At 38.2% G+C, this 17366-nt stretch carries 15 protein-coding genes and 1 pseudogene; 11 read left to right on the forward strand and 5 right to left on the reverse strand.

Annotated elements, in window-relative coordinates:
- Positions 1-72 precede the first annotated feature (72 nt).
- Positions 73-1806 carry a Na/Pi symporter gene (locus HDT10_RS01545; protein ID WP_290879284.1) on the reverse strand — a complete coding sequence of 578 codons (1734 nt, stop codon included), beginning with the start codon at positions 1804-1806 and terminating at the stop codon, positions 73-75.
- Positions 1807-2042: 236 nt separating this feature from the next.
- Here HDT10_RS01545 and HDT10_RS01550 point away from each other — a divergent pair, with 236 nt between their 5' ends.
- Positions 2043-3257, forward strand: a complete 1215-nt coding sequence (locus HDT10_RS01550; RefSeq protein ID WP_290879253.1) for an NAD(P)/FAD-dependent oxidoreductase — start codon at positions 2043-2045, stop codon at positions 3255-3257.
- Positions 3258-3266: 9 nt separating this feature from the next.
- Here the strand turns inward: HDT10_RS01550 and HDT10_RS01555 are convergent, their stop codons facing one another.
- Complete coding sequence (locus tag HDT10_RS01555) at positions 3267-3401, reverse strand: hypothetical protein (protein ID WP_290879256.1); 135 nt, start codon at positions 3399-3401, stop codon at positions 3267-3269.
- 162 nt (positions 3402-3563) lie between these two features.
- Positions 3564-4769, reverse strand: coding sequence for a 2,3,4,5-tetrahydropyridine-2,6-carboxylate N-succinyltransferase (locus tag HDT10_RS01560; protein ID WP_290879258.1), 1206 nt, complete (start codon positions 4767-4769; stop codon positions 3564-3566).
- Positions 4770-4876: 107 nt separating this feature from the next.
- Between HDT10_RS01560 and HDT10_RS01565 the strand changes: the two genes are divergently transcribed.
- The 7 genes from HDT10_RS01565 (at position 4877) to HDT10_RS01595 (ending at position 12687) form a co-directional block, all read left to right on the forward strand.
- The gene (locus HDT10_RS01565) at positions 4877-5275 is read left to right on the forward strand and encodes a hypothetical protein (RefSeq protein WP_290879260.1); all 399 of its coding nucleotides are present in this window, start codon (positions 4877-4879) and stop codon (positions 5273-5275) included.
- Between the two features lie 245 nt (positions 5276-5520).
- Positions 5521-7581, forward strand: a complete 2061-nt coding sequence (locus tag HDT10_RS01570) for a Cache 3/Cache 2 fusion domain-containing protein (RefSeq protein WP_290879262.1) — start codon at positions 5521-5523, stop codon at positions 7579-7581.
- 139 nt (positions 7582-7720) lie between these two features.
- A complete protein-coding gene (locus HDT10_RS01575) occupies positions 7721-8719 on the forward strand; it encodes an LLM class flavin-dependent oxidoreductase (RefSeq protein WP_290879264.1) in 999 nt (332 codons plus the stop codon).
- A complete protein-coding gene (locus tag HDT10_RS01580; protein WP_290879266.1) occupies positions 8719-9792 on the forward strand; it encodes an A/G-specific adenine glycosylase in 1074 nt (357 codons plus the stop codon). The genes HDT10_RS01575 and HDT10_RS01580 overlap by 1 nt, the downstream gene beginning before the upstream one ends.
- Before the next feature lie 44 nt (positions 9793-9836).
- Positions 9837-10322 carry an S-ribosylhomocysteine lyase gene (gene luxS / locus HDT10_RS01585; RefSeq protein ID WP_290879268.1) on the forward strand — a complete coding sequence of 162 codons (486 nt, stop codon included), beginning with the start codon at positions 9837-9839 and terminating at the stop codon, positions 10320-10322.
- Positions 10319-12316: an NAD-dependent DNA ligase LigA gene (ligA, locus tag HDT10_RS01590; protein WP_290879269.1), complete on the forward strand. Its 1998-nt coding sequence runs from the start codon at positions 10319-10321 to the stop codon at positions 12314-12316. The genes luxS and ligA overlap by 4 nt, the downstream gene beginning before the upstream one ends.
- A gap of 248 nt (positions 12317-12564) precedes the next feature.
- Entirely contained in the window at positions 12565-12687 is a 123-nt protein-coding gene (locus HDT10_RS01595) for a hypothetical protein (protein WP_290879271.1), read from the forward strand.
- A gap of 178 nt (positions 12688-12865) precedes the next feature.
- On the opposite strand, the gene HDT10_RS01600 is transcribed toward HDT10_RS01595, so the two are convergent.
- Positions 12866-14242, reverse strand: coding sequence for a methyl-accepting chemotaxis protein (locus HDT10_RS01600; protein WP_290879273.1), 1377 nt, complete (start codon positions 14240-14242; stop codon positions 12866-12868).
- Positions 14239-14784, reverse strand: coding sequence for a PAS domain-containing protein (locus HDT10_RS01605; RefSeq protein WP_290879275.1), 546 nt, complete (start codon positions 14782-14784; stop codon positions 14239-14241). The genes HDT10_RS01600 and HDT10_RS01605 overlap by 4 nt, the downstream gene beginning before the upstream one ends.
- Before the next feature lie 169 nt (positions 14785-14953).
- Here HDT10_RS01605 and mqnE point away from each other — a divergent pair, with 169 nt between their 5' ends.
- The 3 genes and pseudogenes from mqnE to HDT10_RS01620 form a co-directional block, all read left to right on the forward strand.
- Positions 14954-16009, forward strand: a complete 1056-nt coding sequence (mqnE, locus tag HDT10_RS01610; protein ID WP_290879286.1) for an aminofutalosine synthase MqnE — start codon at positions 14954-14956, stop codon at positions 16007-16009.
- A 21-nt stretch (positions 16010-16030) separates the two neighbouring features.
- Positions 16031-16489 (forward strand): phosphoribosyltransferase, encoded by a 459-nt coding sequence (locus HDT10_RS01615; protein ID WP_290879278.1) that lies wholly within the window; start codon positions 16031-16033, stop codon positions 16487-16489.
- Positions 16486-17366, forward strand: a pseudogene (locus HDT10_RS01620) (hypothetical protein); the annotation flags it as partial. The gene HDT10_RS01615 and the pseudogene HDT10_RS01620, both read left to right, overlap by 4 nt.

Here is a 17366-nt window from a genome sequence, read left to right on the forward strand (position 1 = left end):
CCTAAAAATTAAAATACACAATCATAAAAAGCAGGGGAATCATAAAGAGATTCCGCGCTTAAAAGCTAGAGACTACTTCTCCTCTGTTTCTTGTACAACCTCTAACCATTCTTCTTTTGTGAAGATTACTTCCACTGCCTCCATTAAGTTCATCGCAATATCTGCAATAAAGGAGCTATCATTAAGGATTGAAGTCGCATTGGCTGCACTGATTTTTTCTTCTGCAATCAATCGCTCTACATCACGCATAATATTTTTATCAAACTCTTTTGGCAAATCTTTCGTCGCCCTAATTTGTTTGAGAATCACCACTGCACTTTCATCTTTCATTAGTTTCAACTCTTCAATCCCGCGCAACAATTCTCCTAAATCCTTGCGCATTGAATTATACTGCTCGGCAAGATAACGATTTGATGAGATAGAATAGACTTTCATATTCGCTTGGATTAATTTTAAGTTCTTTGTCGCTTCTGTGATATTGCGTGCCGCAATTTTAAAGGAATAAATGCGTTGGTGTTTATTCTCATCTTCCACATATCTTTGCGCTTTGGTAGAAAACTCCATAATCGCGTCAAATAGCACTTTAATCTTTCTCTTATAAAGATAATCCAAATCCACATCACCGCTAAACCATTTTTTGGTTTTAATGATTGTCTCAAAGCTTTCTTTTCCGCGAATATCACTGCGGTTAAAGCCAATCGTATGTGCAATAAGCGCATAAGCATTGTTGTATAAATGCACGGATTCCTTTTGCAAGGCTTCAATGGCAGTATCAGAGTATTCTATAATGTTGCTATCTAAATACAAAGGAGCGTCCATTTCCCTATCACGAGGGGCTTTAATGGTTTTATCTAAGAAAAATACGATTTGCTTGATAAAAAGAGAGATAAGAATCACGCCTACGAGGTTAAACATCGTATGAAAAAGAGCAGTTTTGAGTGCTATATTATCATGTGCAAGTCCTAAAAAATCTGCCGCAATATTCACTAAATGCACAAAATATGGGAAAAAGATAATGACGATAATTGCGATACTGAAGTTAAAAATACAATTTGCGATTGCGAGTTTTTTCCCTTCAATGTTTGCACTAAGACTTGCAACTACTGCGGTTACGACTCCTCCGACACTCGTTCCAAGTGTAGCGGCTAGCGCGTTTTCAAAGCCAATCTGCCCGCTGACTAATGCAGAGATGATAATCGCTAGTGTTGCGTGGCTACTCTGCACAATTCCCGTCATCACAGCACCAAGCCCTACAAAAATAATCACGCCTTTAAATCCGTCAAAGTTAAAACGTGAAAGGTCCATAATTTCTTTATAAGATTCAAAACCACTTTTAATATAATCCACACCCAAGAAAAAGAATCCAAGCCCTACGAAAATTAATCCAATCCCTTTAAACACATTGTCTTTTTGGAAATTCAACACCGTTCCACATACAATTAGCGGAATCGCCAAAATAGAAATATTGATACTTGTTAATCCAACGATGAGCCAAGAACCTGCGCTATTGCCTAAATTTGCCCCAAAGATAATCCCAATCCCTTGAGCAAGCGTAATCAAACTAGCAGAAAGGAAAGAAATAGAAATCACAGAAACAAGGGTTGAAGATTGCATTAACATTGTTGTAACCACACCAAATACAATACTTTTAAAACGCGTATCGGTGGATTTTGTCAAAATCTTCTCCAAAAGCCCCCCACTAAAGGATTTGAATCCAGAGCTTAGATTCATCATACCAATTAACAAAATAGCGACCCCCGCTAAGATTTGTGCTATTTCTGGAAACACAACCAAAAAATACAGCATTAAAACGATGACAACAATCAAAGAATAACGTTTAATGTTTTGCAATCTCATTCCTTTTACATAAAATTAAGCGGCTAAGTATAGCAAAAGTTTGGCTATTTTCAATTTATCCCTTAAAGATTTCAATCACAAAACTTCATATTTTCCTTAAAAAATAAAATAATTTTTAACCTTTTAGGATTATATTAACTATAATGTTTTAAGATAAGCTTTTGAAGTCAAAAAAGGAGTGCAAAATGGAGCAGGAAGCCAAAAGGATTCTTATTATTGGGGGTGGTTATGGCGGCTTAAAAGTTGCTTTGGGCTTGCAGAGAAAATATCAAGGGAATGCAAAAATCACTTTGATCAGCAAACACGACTACCATTATCAAACGACTTTGTTACATAAAGTAGCAATTGGAACATTAAGTGCTAGAAAAGCACGCATTTATTATCGCAAGATTCTCAATCCGCAAAAAGTGCAATTCATCAAAGACAAAATTACGAATCTCTGCCCGCAAGAGAATAAAGTCATAGGCAATGGGGGCGAGTATTTTTATGATTATTTGGTTATTGGGCTTGGCTTCAAACCCGATAATTTTGGAATCCTTGGAGTTGATAAATACACCTATAAGCTTTCCTCTCTCAATGCCGCACTAAAACTAACAAAAAATATTGAGGATAAATTCAAAGAATTTGTGCATACCAAAAACCCAAAAGATTTGCAAGTGATTGTGTGCGGCACAGGCTTTACAGGGATTGAGTTTGCTGCGGAGCTTGCGACACAATTAGAAGAGCTTTGTTTGATTTGTGGAATTGATAGAGAAATTCCAAAAGTTACCTGTATCGGACGCTCTAAACATATTCTACCGGTTTTTAACGAAAGTCTCGTCCAAACCGCAGAATCCAAGCTCAAAGCTCTTGGCGTAGAGATTCTATCAGGTGCGACAATCAAAGAAATCCAAGAGGGAAAAGTTCTAGTAGAAAAAGAGGGGCAAATACAAGAAGTGTATGGTAATACAATCATTTGGAGTGCGGGTGTCAAAGGAAGTGATATTGTAGAAAAATCCGAGATTCCAAACAAAAAGGGACGCATTCAAGTCAATTCTCAACTGCAATGCAAAGAGTTTCCAAATATTTATGTGGTAGGGGATTGCGCTATGGTCGTGAGCAAAGACGCAATTCACGCGCCTACTGCGCAGCTCTCCGCACAAATGGGAGACTATCTTGCGGAACTCCTATGCGCAAAGCTAGAAAATCAAACCTTTGAAAACCAATTTTATTTCAATCATCGGGGCACGGTTTGCTCTATTGGACATACTGATGGCGTGGGCATTGTGTATCACAAGAATGTCAAGGGAGAAATGGCAGCCTTTATGAAAAATACGATTGAAAACAAATGGCTTTATAGCATTGGAGGAATGGATATGGTGCTTAAAAAAGGGCAATTCCGCTACCGCACAAGCAACTAACCAATGCAATTAAGGGAATTTGGGAGATTGTAAGTAAGCTTTCATCGTATCATTGCAAGATTCTGCTACCGCGTCATTGCGAACATTTTGTAAAATGCGTTTTATTGCGTCATTGCGAACCGATTTATCGGCGTGGCAATCCATAATTTTGAACCTTAAAAAATAAAACAATGGAATCTTTAAAGTTAAAGGCGAGATTCTGCATTATGGATTGCTTCGTCGTTACACTCCTCGCAATGATAAAAAGAAAAATGCCCTTGCGAACATTTTGCAAAAATGCGTGGCAATCTATAATTTTGCTCACAATTAATGCAATGCTGCATTAAGCTCTATTTTGCGATTGGAACGAAAGGCAATCATTGCCCCGCTCTTAGAATCCTGTCTGAAATGCACACCATTCTTAGCCGACAAATCGCGTCCCTTGTATAATCCACTTTCTTTAATCTCAAAGTCGGGATTGATTTCTGCAATTTTGCGTGCTTCTTCCTCACTGATTTTAAAAATCGTTCCTGCTAAAACTGCGATTCCACCATCTACGATACAACCATCTCCTAGACTGATTCCTGTGGAACTATTCACACCCAAAAGGCAATTTCTACCAATACTAATAGGGTCTGCATTCCCTCCGCTTAAGACACCCAATATACTAGCACCTCCGCCGACATCACTGCCCTCACCGACAATAACGCTAGAGCTAATGCGTCCCTCATTCATACACGCACCCATTGCACCAGCATTAAAATTCACATAGCTAGCTCCGGGCATTTGGGTATAACCACCCTTACCAAGATATGCTCCAAAGCGCGTTTTGGCAGTGTCAAGCAGGCGAATATTATCGTATTGCGGAATCACTTGCATTAAATAGCGAGGAAATTTATCTACAAAGTCAATCGCGGGAAACTCTCCACGCATTTTAAGCGCAATCTCATTCTCTCTTAACCACTCTAATTCATAAGGCACATTACCGCTCCAAGCGACATTGGTTAATAGCCCAAAGATTCCGTCTAGCTGCAAGCTTCTAAGCGGTGCTTTGCCAAGTGAGAGCGCAAGCAATTTGAGATAGGCGGATTCCACACTTTTGCATTGTGCATCTTGATAAATGGCGCAGAATCGGTAACGAAAATCACCCTTTTCGGTATAGATTCTATTCTCTTGCAATGCGCGTTGCAACTCTAAAAGCACCGCAATATTTTTGTGTGTGTTGGGGCTTTCTTGCGTCTCTGCTAAATACCCGCCAAAACTCGCCAAAGCCGCAATGATAAATCCCTCTGTAATCCCAAGCACAAGCTCGCTTTCACACTCCTCTAACACTTTACATTCTTCGCGCAAGGATTCAAAAATCGCATAAGCACCGAAATTCTCACCCCAATTTAACACAGGATAAGTTGCTTGCAAGACTTTACCATTTATCGTGCCTACATCTGCATAACAAATCCCAAATCCTAGAGGTTGTTTATAATGCGGCACACTCTGCAAAGATTCTACTTTTGTTTTAAATTCTTCCTTATTCATAAAAACTCCTTAAAAATTTGTAGATTATAACCAAATTCAAATAAAAATTTAAAGAATCCGATGACTTGAAATAAGTTATAATTTGCAAAAATTTATAAAGGCAAACAATGCAAAAAGAAGATTGGATTTTGTTTTTGGTGTTTCTCATTGGCGGATTATTGCTTATTGCGCTATTTTTCGTATTCTTGGGTGATAAATTTAACAAAAAAGAAACCACTTCTGATACACTAAAGATTCCAAATGCCCAAGAAATCCTAGAACTCCTTAAAGACAAGAAAAACGACTTAAAACAACTAGAACAATACTCCAAATTAGCCTTTGCGCATTATCAGCAATATATGCAAGAAATTGAAAGCTTTGACTTAGAATTTATTACGATTCTCACTTCACATAAGGGTGTGAGTGCCAAACTCATTTTGGAAGTGGAACGACATTTCAAGCAACTCAATCCCGCACGCAAAGAATTATTAGAAAAAGCCTTAGGTATGGGGCTAAAACATCGCTAGTTTCAACTTAAAAAACCTCATTGATTGCAAGAATTTTTCGCAATTCTTATATTAAGCCAATCTTGTTGGTTCAATGAAGTATTGCATTAATTATTTATTATGTGCAACAATTCCGATAACTTCTTTAATTAAGATAAAAATTATTTAACTTTTGTTAAAAAATATAAATCACGTTTTTGATATAATTCTCAAATTTTATGTTATGACAAACAACATAACAAATAATGAATGGAGGTTAAGTTTTTATGTCTTGGAAAAATCTATCACTTGGCAAAAAGTTTTTGTTGCAGCAAATCGCAGTGTTTATCACGATTCTGATTCCTTTTATGGTGTTTATTGATTCCATAATGACTTCTCACACAAACAAGCAACTTGAACTAAGGCTAAGCCAGATTGAACACATTGTAAATGAAAATTTCCAATTCTTTACGAATCAAATGCTAGAAGAGGCAAACAAGTCTTTCAATCTCCTTGAAACAATCTTGCGACGGTATAAAGGAGAAAGAATCGCCAACTCCTATGTGCGTCAAGATTCTGTTGTTATAGCGGGCAAATCTGTCCCCAATCTCTACTACAACGGAAATGACTTATCGCAAGCGACCGATATAACAGATTATTTTACGAATCTCACTTCCAATGTTGCGACCATTTTTGTCAAAGACAATGAGGGAGATTTCACACGACTTGCAACTTCCCTTAGAGACCTTGAAGGGAATCGCGTGCTAGGCACACAACTTGGCAAATCTCACCCTGCGTTTGAAAAACTTAACCAAAAGCAAACTTTTGTAGGTAGAATTAAACTTTTTGGTAAAAATTATATGAGTATTTATGCGCCTATTGTAGATGAGAAAGATTCTGTGATTGGCGCACTTTTTGTCGCTCACGATTTAACTGATGTTTATAAAGGAATCCAAGAGACTTTGAGCAAAATCGTCATAGGCGAACACGGAAAAATCATTATGATTGACCCCAAATACGATGAATTTATTTTAGGCGCACCAAGCCAAGTTAAACCAAGCACATTAGAGAGATTCAAGGATTTGCCTAAAGGAGGATTCATAGATTATACTCACAACAACGAAGAGTGGCGAACTTATAGCGGATATAATCCCAACTTTGAAATCTATATCCTTACAGAAACTTTACTCAAGGATTTCAAACAAGCCAATCACTTCATAGAGCGCATTATTCTTATCGGTGTCCTTTCAATGCTTGTGATTATTTTAGTCATTTCTCTTATTGCAATTAGATATGGAATCCTTAATAGACTGCAAATGCTCACTCAAACAATTCTCAATTTCTTAGATTATATTAACCACGAAAACGACCAAATGCCTCCGCTTTGCAATAGTAAAAATCGTGATGAGATAGGGCAAATCGCCAATAAGCTAGACAAATCTATGCAGCGTATTGAAACAGGTATCAAACAAGACAATGAAGCAATTGAAGATTCTATTTTAGTAGCAGAAAGCATTAAGCGAGGCTATTTGAATCACAAAATCACCAAAGAACCCTATGACCCGAGCCTTGTAGTGCTAAAAAATGTCATCAATGACGCCCTTACTCAAATTGCGGCAATGGTAGGAAGCGGTATTGAATTGCTCAAAACCTATGCGCAAGAGGATTTTAGAGAAAAATGTGAAATTGCCAATATTGAGGGAGATATTTTAAGCCTTTATGAATCCATTAATCTTTTGAGAAAAAACTCTGTTTCTACGATACAAAAACGTATCAAAACAGCACAAAGTCTAGTGGGAATCTCAAACGACATTACACAATCCGTAGATGAACTCCAACAAGGCGCAACAGGACAAGCAACGAGTATCAATCAAACAGCAAGCTCTATTGAGCAGATTAATGCAACGATTCAAAATGTCAGCGATAAGACCGCAGAGGTTACAAGACAAGCAGAAGATATTAAAAACATTGTAGGTGTGATTAAAGACATTGCAGACCAAACCAACCTCCTTGCTTTAAATGCTGCCATTGAAGCTGCAAGAGCAGGAGAACACGGAAGAGGATTCGCAGTCGTCGCTGATGAAGTGCGCAAGCTTGCGGAGAGAACCACTAAATCTTTGAGTGAGATTGACGCAAATACCAACATTCTTGCGCAATCTATCAGCGATGTTTCTAGCTCCATTAAAGAACAAGCCGCAGATATTTTGCATATTAATGAGGCAATTAGCGAATTAGAACACGTAACGAAATCCAATGTCCATATCGCAAACCATTCGCAAGAAATCAGCCAAACACTAAGCTCCCTTTCTAGTGCGATTGTTGAAGATATTAAGAATAAAAAATATTAAAATGACAGAAAGAATCCCTCTGGGATTCTATACTACCAAACAATCCCAAATCTCCAAAAAAGAAATTTATAAAAATTTTAGAATTTTATGCTAAGATTAATCAAGAATTTTTGCTTGACAATAAGACAAAGGCGCAGAAGTGAAAAGTAGTATTTTTGAATTAGTGGAAAATTGGACAAACAACGAAGTAGCGGCGATTTCAGATGCTATTGAATTGATAGAATATGCAGACAAACTAGGCTTTGATGAAGCGTGGATTGGGGAACACCATTTCAATAGTTTTACCCTCTGTCCCGCTACTCTCACACTCATCAGCTACGCACTTGCACGCACGCAGAATATTAAAGTAGGCAGTGCGGCTATTTTGCTCCCACATTACCACCCCATTCAATTATCAGAAGAAATTGCGACATTAGATTTATTAAGCAGTGGGCGATTCCTCTTTGGCTTTGCGCGCGGGGCATTTCCAATCTTTGACATTACAATGGGAAATAATCCTCAAAACAATCGCAAAATTATGTTAGAAAATGCAAGAATCGTGCATAATCTACTCTTCAAAGAGCAAGTCTCCCACGAGGGAGAATTTTTTGATGTCAATAATGTCAGCATTCGCCCCCACCCCAAAGGCTTGATTCCTTTCTATGTCGCAAGTAATCACGATGAAACGCTCAAGATTTCGGCTCAAAGTGGCTATCACTTCTTAGGTTCGCTCACTCTTGATGCAAAACGAGCGAAAGAAATCTATGACATTTTTGAACAAAATGGCGCAAAAGACCTAGAGTTTGTGCTAACGCGCGCAATTTATATTGATGAAGACCGCAGTGTCGCACAAGAAAAGGCGCACATAGGAGTGGATATTTTTACCCAATGTATGTTACGCGCTAGTGAATCCAATCCAACCTTTGAAGCAATCATCAAAGCAAGTGATTATGAAGAATTTAGAGCGGAGTTTTTTAACAAAGACAAAATCATAGATTGTATGATTGTCGGCACTCCTGAAGACTGCGTAGAGCAAATTTTAGAATTGCGCGAGCAAATCCAATTCAACACACTTTCCTTGAAGCTTCTTTCCTCCAAGCTCCAAGATTCTAAAAATATCCTTAAACTCTACAAAGAACGTGTTGCCCCTCATCTATAATGGATTCCAATCTAACCGAGCTCAAAAACGCCCAAGAAGCACTTTTGAGTTGGTATGCTCATTATGGACGTCATCATTTGCCTTGGCGTGATAAACACGTTCCGCACCGCGCCTATCGTGTATTAGTTAGTGAAATAATGCTCCAGCAGACGCAAGTTAAAGCGGTATTGGAACGTTTTTATTTCCCTTTTTTAGAACATTTCCCAAATCTCCAAGCCCTAAGCCAAGCGAAAATCTCCGAAGTGCTACACCTTTGGCAAGGGCTTGGATATTACTCGCGCGCAAGGAATCTCCACAAGCTCGCACAAATCTGCACAGAATCCCAAACGAAACAAGATTCCAAACACTATTCAAAAGAAACAAGCGATGCCCTACCCCAAGACATCAAACTTCTGCGTAAGCTTCCCGGAATCGGAGCTTACACCGCAGGGGCGATTGCTTGCTTTGGCTATGATTTGCCTGTTAGCTTTGTGGATTCCAATATCAAACGCATTCTTTTGCGGCTCTTTGCCTTGCGCTCTGCTACTCCCTCCCTTTTGGAATCCAAAGCCAAGCTGATTTTAAACTCTAAAGACCCTTTCAATCATAATCAGGCATTACTAGATTTAGGCGCGCTAATCTGTCTGCCAAAATCTCCCAAATGTGAAGTCTGTCCCCTTAATCCCTTTTGTCTAGGCAAGCAAAATTGGCAAAACTTCACACAAAGCAAATCCACACGCATTATTAAAAAACCCTTGTATTTTGGAATCTTTATTCAAGATTCCAAAGTCGCACTTTTCCAAAGCAAAGACAAATTATATTTTGGACTTTATAATTTTCCACAGATTCCGCCACAGATGATTAACGCAAGCCAAAAACTTGGAAACTTAAAACATTCTTACACGAAATATCGGCTAGATATTTCTCTTTTTCTTTGCCCTTTAGAAAATTTAGAAAAGCTTTTAAAAAGTAATTTTTCTACTGCTTTTAGAGGCTCACTAGAGTTTTTTACGCGCGATTCTTTAGAATCTCTACCCTTATCCTCTTTGAGTTTGAAAATCCTAAAATTTTTGCACACAAAAGGCTTGTTTTAATAGAAATTTGCTAACATTTTATAAATTTAAGATAAGGAATCCCTATGCCACTTTTAGATAGTTTTAAAGTCAATCACGAAATTATGCCAGCCCCTGCAGTGCGTCTTGGAAAAGTAATGCACACGCCCAAAGGCGATGCAATCTGCGTTTTTGATTTGCGCTTTTGTAAGCCCAATGTTGAAATCTTAAGCGAAAAAGGAATCCACACGCTAGAGCACCTCTTCGCAGGCTTTATGCGTGAGCATTTAAATAGTGATACGGTAGAAATCATTGACATTTCCCCTATGGGCTGTCGCACGGGATTCTATATGAGTTTGATTGGCAAACCTACTCCGCAAGCCGTGCGTGAGGCGTGGGAGAAGAGTATGCAAGACATTCTTAAAGTAAGCGAAATCCCCGAAGCCAACTCATTGCAGTGTGGTACTTACAAAATGCACTCCCTTGAAGAAGCTAAAGAAATCGCTAAAAACACATTAGCCAAAGGAATTGGCATTATGGATAATGAAGCACTCAAACTCAATCTCCAATGACTTTAGAAAATTATTTACAAGCGGTAGAATGCCTTAATTTATGGGCAAAACATTATTATGTCTTAGACGACCCTATTGCGAGCGATGAAGAATACGACACGCTCTACCGCCAAATCCAAGCTTACGAGCTGCAAAACCCTCAAAACATTGCGCCCGATTCTCCAACGCAACGCGTAGGGGACAAGGTGCTAGAGTCCTTTAGCAAATCTACCCATATCCAAAGAATGTGGAGCTTAGAAGATGTTTTCAATCCACAAGAATTGCAAGAGTGGATAGAACGCGTCTTGCGCGCAGTCAATCAGGATTCTTTGCCATTTTTTATTAGCCCTAAATTTGATGGCGCAAGCTTAAATCTCCTCTATGAAAACGGAATCCTTATCAGTGCGGCGACAAGAGGCGATGCTTTTGTGGGTGAAAATGTAACACAAAATGCACGCACGATTCCAAGCATTCCTCTTAAAATCGCCTACAAAGGACGCATTGAGATTCGCGGGGAATGCGTCATTTCCAAAGGAGACTTTGAAAAGTTAAACCAAGAACGTTTGCAAAAGGGAGAAAATCTCTTCGCCAATCCACGCAATGCAGCCGCTGGAAGCTTGCGCCAACTAGATTCTAAAATCACCGCAAAACGCAAGTTACAATTCATCGCTTGGGGAGTGGGTGCTTGTGATTTGGCAGACTTTATGAAATTTGCCCTCGCAAACGAATCTAGCCAATCTAAAGACAGCTTTTTTGCGCTAATGGAGCAAATCTATGCTTTAGGATTCCAAAAGTCCCCATTCATAGAGTATTGCAACGATTTAAAGAGCATTCAAAACGCCTATACACACTTGATTTCTGTGCGTGATTCTTATCCTATTATGCTTGATGGAATGGTTATTCGCGTGGATTCTATCGCGCTGCAAGATAAGCTTGGATTCACGATTAAAGCCCCTCGTTTCGCCTGCGCATATAAATTTCCTGCAATTGAAAAAAAAGCCAAACTGCTTGGAATCACTCTGCAAGTGGGGAGAACCGGCGTCATTACCCCTGTTGCAGAGCTTGAGCCAATTTTCATTGAGGGGGCAAAAGTCAGTCGGGCAACCTTGCATAACTTTGATGAAATCGCTAGAAAAGACATTCAAATCAATGACTTTGTGATTCTCATTCGGAGCGGTGATGTGATTCCAAAAATCATCAAATCTCTACCCACTTTGCGCAATGGCACGCAATTCCTTTATCAAATCCCAACGCAATGCCCAATCTGCAAAAGTGAATTACTAATTGAAGAAAAACTCATCAAATGCCAGAATCTCAATTGTGAAGCCCGCGTAAAAAACTCTATTATCCATTTTGCAAGCAAAAAGGCACTCAATATTGACGGCTTGGGAGAAAAGATTGTAGAAACACTCTTTGACACAGGTAAGATTCGCTCCATAGAAGACTTATTCTATTTGCGCGCAGAGGATTTAGCGGATTTGGAGGGCTTTAAAGACAAAAAAATCAGCAATCTACTTCAAGCAATCAATGCGACACGTGGGGTGGAACTATGGAGATTCATTAACGCACTCGGGATTGAACATATCGGCGAGGGAGCAAGCAAAAAGCTCGCTAATGCCTTTGGATTGGAGTTTTACCAAAAATCCTATCAGGATTTTATCACACTTGATGGATTTGGAGCGGAAATGGCGGCTTCCTTAAGCGAATTTTACAAAGTCAATCTCCAACGTCTCTTGCGACTTTTAGAATTGATTGCTCCTGTCTGCACAACGCAAGGATTGGCACAAAATTCTCAAATCAAGGGCAAAACCTTTGTCATCACGGGCACACTCTCTAAAGCGCGTGAGGAATACCAAGAACTTTTAGAATCCCTAGGTGCAAAAGTTAGTGGGAGCGTCTCTAAAAAAACAGATTTTTTACTCTGCGGTGAAAACGCAGGCTCTAAACTCATAAAGGCGCAAGAATTGGGTGTCAAGGTTTTAAGCGAGGAAGAGCTTAACGCAATGCTTGGATAAAGATTATCCTGCGTCTGCAAGCGTTTTAGTTTGTCACTAGATCATCATTGCAAAGCTTTGTCCGAAGTCGTGGCAATCCATAATTTAGAAATGCAAAAACTTTTACAATAGAATCCCCAAAGTTAAAAGCGAGATTTTGGATTATAGATTGCCACGAGGCTAACACCTCTCGCAATGACGAGTATAGTAATGCGCAATATATGTAAGATTATAGATTGCTTCGCTTTGCTCGCAATGACGAGGAATCAATGTGTCTGTTACTTTGTTATTGCGAAGCCTCGTTAGAGGCTGTGGCAATCCATAATAATGCACTTTATAAGGAATCAAATAATGGGATTTTAAAATTCAAAGGCGAAACTTTAGATATGTAGCAAAATAACAAATATGCAAAATAGATCGCCACGATTCCATTTGTAGAATCTCGTAAGAGGAGAGGCTACTCCTTGCATTGTTGAACGCAGTAGGGCAATCCGTAATCTAGCATACTTGCGCTTCTTACAATAATGCGCAAATGTTATCTTGCAAAGATTTGCAAGATTATTTTATGGGCTAATGCTCCTCTAAAAGCACAATGGTTTGTTTGGAAGATTCTTCAATCTCTTCAAATGTTTTTACAATTGCTTCGGCGTTTTCTTTTGTCAGTGGTTCTTTGAGTTTCTCTAATGCTTGATTGGTGTTTGCCAACAAAGCCATTTTGGTGCGATTGAGGCTTGCAATATCTAAATTTCCGATTTGATGAATGGATTTTTCATCGTCTAAATACTTGGAGATTGGATTGATTTCGTTGAAATTACAAGTTTCTTTCTTGAGATTGAAACTCAAATAAAGATTAGATTTATACACAATGTGTTCTAGTTTGGAAACACTTAGGAGCAATTTGCTAGAGAGTTTATTGAATACTTCTTGAAGCGTGGCTGTGGTGTGCTCCATATTGCTAAAAATGTCATTAAAGTCATTGATAGATTTGTGTGTAGAGCTAGCAAATTCAGAGATTTTGCTAAAATTATCTTGAATCCCTGCAATTTCTTGCTGCATTGTTTGCACGACAATAGAAATGTCATTGGTTGCTTTCTGTGTTTTTTCGGCTAGTTTGCGCACTTCATCGGCAACGACTGCGAATCCTCTCCCGTGTTCTCCAGCTCTTGCGGCTTCAATGCTTGCATTGAGTGCAAGCAAGTTTGTTTGATTAGCAATATCCGCAATGATTTCTACCACAGAATTAATATCTTTAGACTTTTGTGTGAAGCTTTCTATTGTGGCGAGGTTATCATTAATAATGTCCATTAGCCTATCAATGGATTCCGTGATAGACATCACATCTTGTTGAGAGTTTTTAGCCGAAGTTGTGATATTGGTAACATTTTCATTCACGATTCCCATATGGCGCATATCGCCGTCCAAATCAGAGGAAATCTTGGTGAGATTTTCATTTTGACTACCCAAGCTCATATCCATTAAGGATTTGGCAAGTGCGTTGGAAATGTTGTCTTTTGCGTTTTCTTTAATTAGTAAAAGTGCGTGGTTAATCCCATTGATATTTTGGATAAACGCTCCTTTGAGCCCTTGTGGGAATGCCAAGCGGAAATAATTACCCTCCTGCGAGCATTTAATCGCTGTGGAAATCTCACGCATAAAGGCTTCTAAGTTATCCGCGACATTGTTTAGGGTAATGGCAATGGTGCAAAGGTCTAAATCTCCCTCAACCCTTAAAACACGCGCTTCAAATTGTCCCTGTTGATAAAGTCGTGAGACTTTTAAAATTTTTTGAATCAACTCTTCACGTTTTCTAAATTTGATAAAAGCCAAAAGAAAAATCACACAAAGTAATGCGAAAAAAGCAAGATTAATGCTTAAGCCTTTCAAAATAATTTCTACAATAAACCCAAGCAAACCAAGCCCGATTCCACTAAGCAAAAAGATTTTCATCGGTAGCCCCCAACTTTTCCTTCGTTTTGTAGGTTAATCATTAATTCGTCCCAAGAAATTTTGTTTTGCTCTAGGAAGTTGAGAACAAATTGCACTCCTTCCTCCATTCCTCTATCTCCTTTGCCTTTTTCAATTTCTAGGAGTGTTTGGTAAATGCCTGTTAGCGTTTCTACTCCCTTTTTACTAGGGCGTCTGCGCACGGAGTAGTAGCTAATCACTTTGCCATTTTCATCATAAGAAGGGGTAATATTGGCAAAAACCCAATAGGTTTGATTGGTTTTGTTCAGATTCATAACAAAGGCAAAAAATTCGTGTTTTTGTGCCAAAAAATCCCACAATAGTTTAAAGGCGCAACGAGGCATTAAAGGGTGGCGAATAAGATTGTGTGGCTTGTGTAAAAATTCTTTTTCACTAAAGCCGCTAAAGGCTACGAAGTCTTGATTGCCATAAGTGATTCTGCCTTGCAAATCAGTTTTGGAAGTAATGAGAGTGTCATCTTTGAGGAATATTTCATTTTTCAAATCAAAAGGGCGAGTTTTCATTCCTTTGCCTTTCTAATTATAAGAATTGCTATAATTATAAGGTTTCAATAATAAAAGTTAAATTAAATTTTATTTTATGTTTTTTAAAGAGAATCTCTATAAATATGCCAAATTTCAAGCAATTTTTGTATAATTTTATGAATTAAAAGTGATAGGAAGTTAGGAAGTGATAAATCAGCAAGAGAATTTTAAGAAATTTTTAGACCCCAAAGAAGCTTTGAAGCTGTATGATTTAGATATTTTTACACTTGGTAAAATGGCAGATTCTATCCGAAAGGATTATTTTGGCAAAAAGGTATTTTTCAATTCCAACCGACATATTAATCCTACAAATGATTGTGCAGATATATGTAAATTTTGTGGTTTTTCTTCTCATCGCAAAAACCCAAATGCCTATACAATGGATAAAGAGCAGGTTTTAAGAATCGCTCAAGATTCCGTAGAGGCAGGCGCATTAGAATTTCATATTGTAGGCGCACATAATCCGAAGTTAAATTTAGAATGGTATTTAGACCTTTTTGCGACACTGAAAAAAACTTTTCCACAGATTCATATCAAGGCACTTACAGCGGCGGAAGTGAATTTTTTGAGCCATTTAAGCGGCAAGTCATATCAGGAAGTTTTGACTCTAATGGCAGAAAATGGTGTAGATTCTATGCCCGGCGGCGGTGCAGAGATTTTTGATGAAAAAATTCGCGCATTTATTTGTAAGGGCAAAGTAGATTCTGAAAATTGGCTAAAGATTCATACGATTTGGCATAGTTTAGGTAAAAAGTCTAATGCCACAATGCTTTTTGGTCATATAGAATCGCGCGAACATCGCATTAATCATCTGTTGCGGCTCTATGATGCCCAAGAAAAAAGCGGGGGATTCAATGCCTTTATTCCTCTCGTGTATCAAAAAGAAAATAACTTTTTGAATGTTAAGAACTTTCCAAGTGGGCAAGAGATTCTAAAAACAATCGCAATTGCGAGAATTTTATTGACAAATATTCCGCATATTAAGGCGTATTGGGCGACTTTGGGCTTGAATTTGGCTCTACTTGCACAAGAGTTTGGCGCAGACGATATTGATGGAACGATTCAAAAAGAAGCAATCCAAAGCGCAAGTGGAAGCAAGAGCGCAAATGGAATCACAAAAGATGAATTGATTGCACAGATTAAAGATGCAGGATTTTTGCCTGTTGAGAGAGATAGTTTATACAATGAGATTAGTCAATATTGATTTCAAGATTTAGGAGGCATAATGCAATATTATAGTTATGAAATGTTTAGGGAAGATATGAAAAAATTGGTAGATAGGATTGATTTCAATCCTGATGGCATTGTCGCAATTTCTCGTGGCGGGCTAACAATGGCACATTTTTTAGGAATCGCATTAGATTTGAGGCGCGTTTATACGATTAACACTTCTTCGTTTTTCAATAAAGTCCAACACGAAATACAGATTTCTAACATTCCAGAGCTTGGCGGAAATCAACGCATTTTGATTGTAGATGAGATTGTAGATAGCGGCACGAGTATGGAAAAAGTATATAATATCTTAACCGGAATCAATTCTAGCATTGATTTCAAAACCGCGTGTATTTTTCACAAACCAACCGCTTGCTTTACTCCAGATTTTATTTTGCGTGAGGCAAATGATTGGGTGGAGTTTTTTTGGGAAGTGGATATTGTGAAATCTATGCGAGAAGAGCAAAAATGAACATACAAAAGCACCTGCGAGAGAATGGTAATGTGATTTATGGTGATTGGAATCGCCAAACAAATTCTAAAATCAACTTTAGGGGCAAAAATAATATTTTGTTTTTGAGCAAGCAAGCAACTTTAAGCAGTGCTGACATTAACTTTATGGGTGATAATGCGTTAATTTTCATTGGAGATAGTTGCTTTAAAGGAAGAATTTTGATTTTTACAAATTGCTTGTGTTACATAGGGAATGCTCTTGGGCAAAGTGCTACTAATATGTCTTTGAATATCACAAGTGAGAGTTATTGCATTATTGGTAATGATTGCTTATTTTCTTGGGGAATTTGCATTGAGAATAGCGACCATCACCCAATTTTTGATTGCCAAACACACATTTGCCTTAATGTCTCTCATAGGAATTGTTTGATAGGGGATCATGTGTGGGTGGGGCAATGGGCTTGGATACTTAAAAACACCTTTTTGGCAAGCGGGAGTATTATAGGAGCAAAAGCAGTTGCGACAAAAATCTATTATTCTAATACCGCGAATGTTGGAATCCCTGCAAAGCAAACACGAAAAGGAGTTTTTTGGAATGGAAGTTTAATTAAAGATTCCACAAAAGAAAAAATCAGACAATTAGAAAAAGTTCAAACTAATGATTTCAAATTCTCCTACGACCAAGATTCTTTCCTCTCCCCTAAAGCCATAGAATTGAAGTTAGAATCCTTACAAAGCGCACAAGAGAAGCTAGAGTTTGTCTATGATTATTTGTATTGCAATACAAATAAGAATCGTTTTGCTTATTTTGAGAATTGTCCCTTTGAGATTCCTTTACCTTTAATGCCAAAACAATTTGAGAAATTAAACTTTGAGATTATAAAATCTCCAACTCT

Origin of the sequence: Helicobacter sp., from assembly GCF_014799995.1 — a bacterium.
Lineage (GTDB): Bacteria > Campylobacterota > Campylobacteria > Campylobacterales > Helicobacteraceae > Helicobacter_D.

What these genes read in the sequence shown, in the direction of transcription:
- luxS (WP_290879268.1), top strand. Translation starts at nt 9,837, where the DNA reads ATGCCACTTTTAGATAGTTTTAAAGTCAATCACGAAATTATGCCAGCC.
- HDT10_RS01595 (WP_290879271.1), top strand. Translation starts at nt 12,565, where the DNA reads ATGTGTCTGTTACTTTGTTATTGCGAAGCCTCGTTAGAGGCTGTGGCA.
- HDT10_RS01565 (WP_290879260.1), top strand. Translation starts at nt 4,877, where the DNA reads ATGCAAAAAGAAGATTGGATTTTGTTTTTGGTGTTTCTCATTGGCGGA.
- HDT10_RS01545 (WP_290879284.1), bottom strand. Translation starts at nt 1,806, where the DNA reads ATGCTGTATTTTTTGGTTGTGTTTCCAGAAATAGCACAAATCTTAGCG.
- HDT10_RS01600 (WP_290879273.1), bottom strand. Translation starts at nt 14,242, where the DNA reads ATGAAAATCTTTTTGCTTAGTGGAATCGGGCTTGGTTTGCTTGGGTTT.
- HDT10_RS01560 (WP_290879258.1), bottom strand. Translation starts at nt 4,769, where the DNA reads ATGAATAAGGAAGAATTTAAAACAAAAGTAGAATCTTTGCAGAGTGTG.
- HDT10_RS01605 (WP_290879275.1), bottom strand. Translation starts at nt 14,784, where the DNA reads ATGAAAACTCGCCCTTTTGATTTGAAAAATGAAATATTCCTCAAAGAT.
- HDT10_RS01550 (WP_290879253.1), top strand. Translation starts at nt 2,043, where the DNA reads ATGGAGCAGGAAGCCAAAAGGATTCTTATTATTGGGGGTGGTTATGGC.
- ligA (WP_290879269.1), top strand. Translation starts at nt 10,319, where the DNA reads ATGACTTTAGAAAATTATTTACAAGCGGTAGAATGCCTTAATTTATGG.
- HDT10_RS01570 (WP_290879262.1), top strand. Translation starts at nt 5,521, where the DNA reads ATGTCTTGGAAAAATCTATCACTTGGCAAAAAGTTTTTGTTGCAGCAA.
- HDT10_RS01615 (WP_290879278.1), top strand. Translation starts at nt 16,031, where the DNA reads ATGCAATATTATAGTTATGAAATGTTTAGGGAAGATATGAAAAAATTG.
- HDT10_RS01580 (WP_290879266.1), top strand. Translation starts at nt 8,719, where the DNA reads ATGGATTCCAATCTAACCGAGCTCAAAAACGCCCAAGAAGCACTTTTG.
- HDT10_RS01555 (WP_290879256.1), bottom strand. Translation starts at nt 3,401, where the DNA reads ATGGATTGCCACGCCGATAAATCGGTTCGCAATGACGCAATAAAACGC.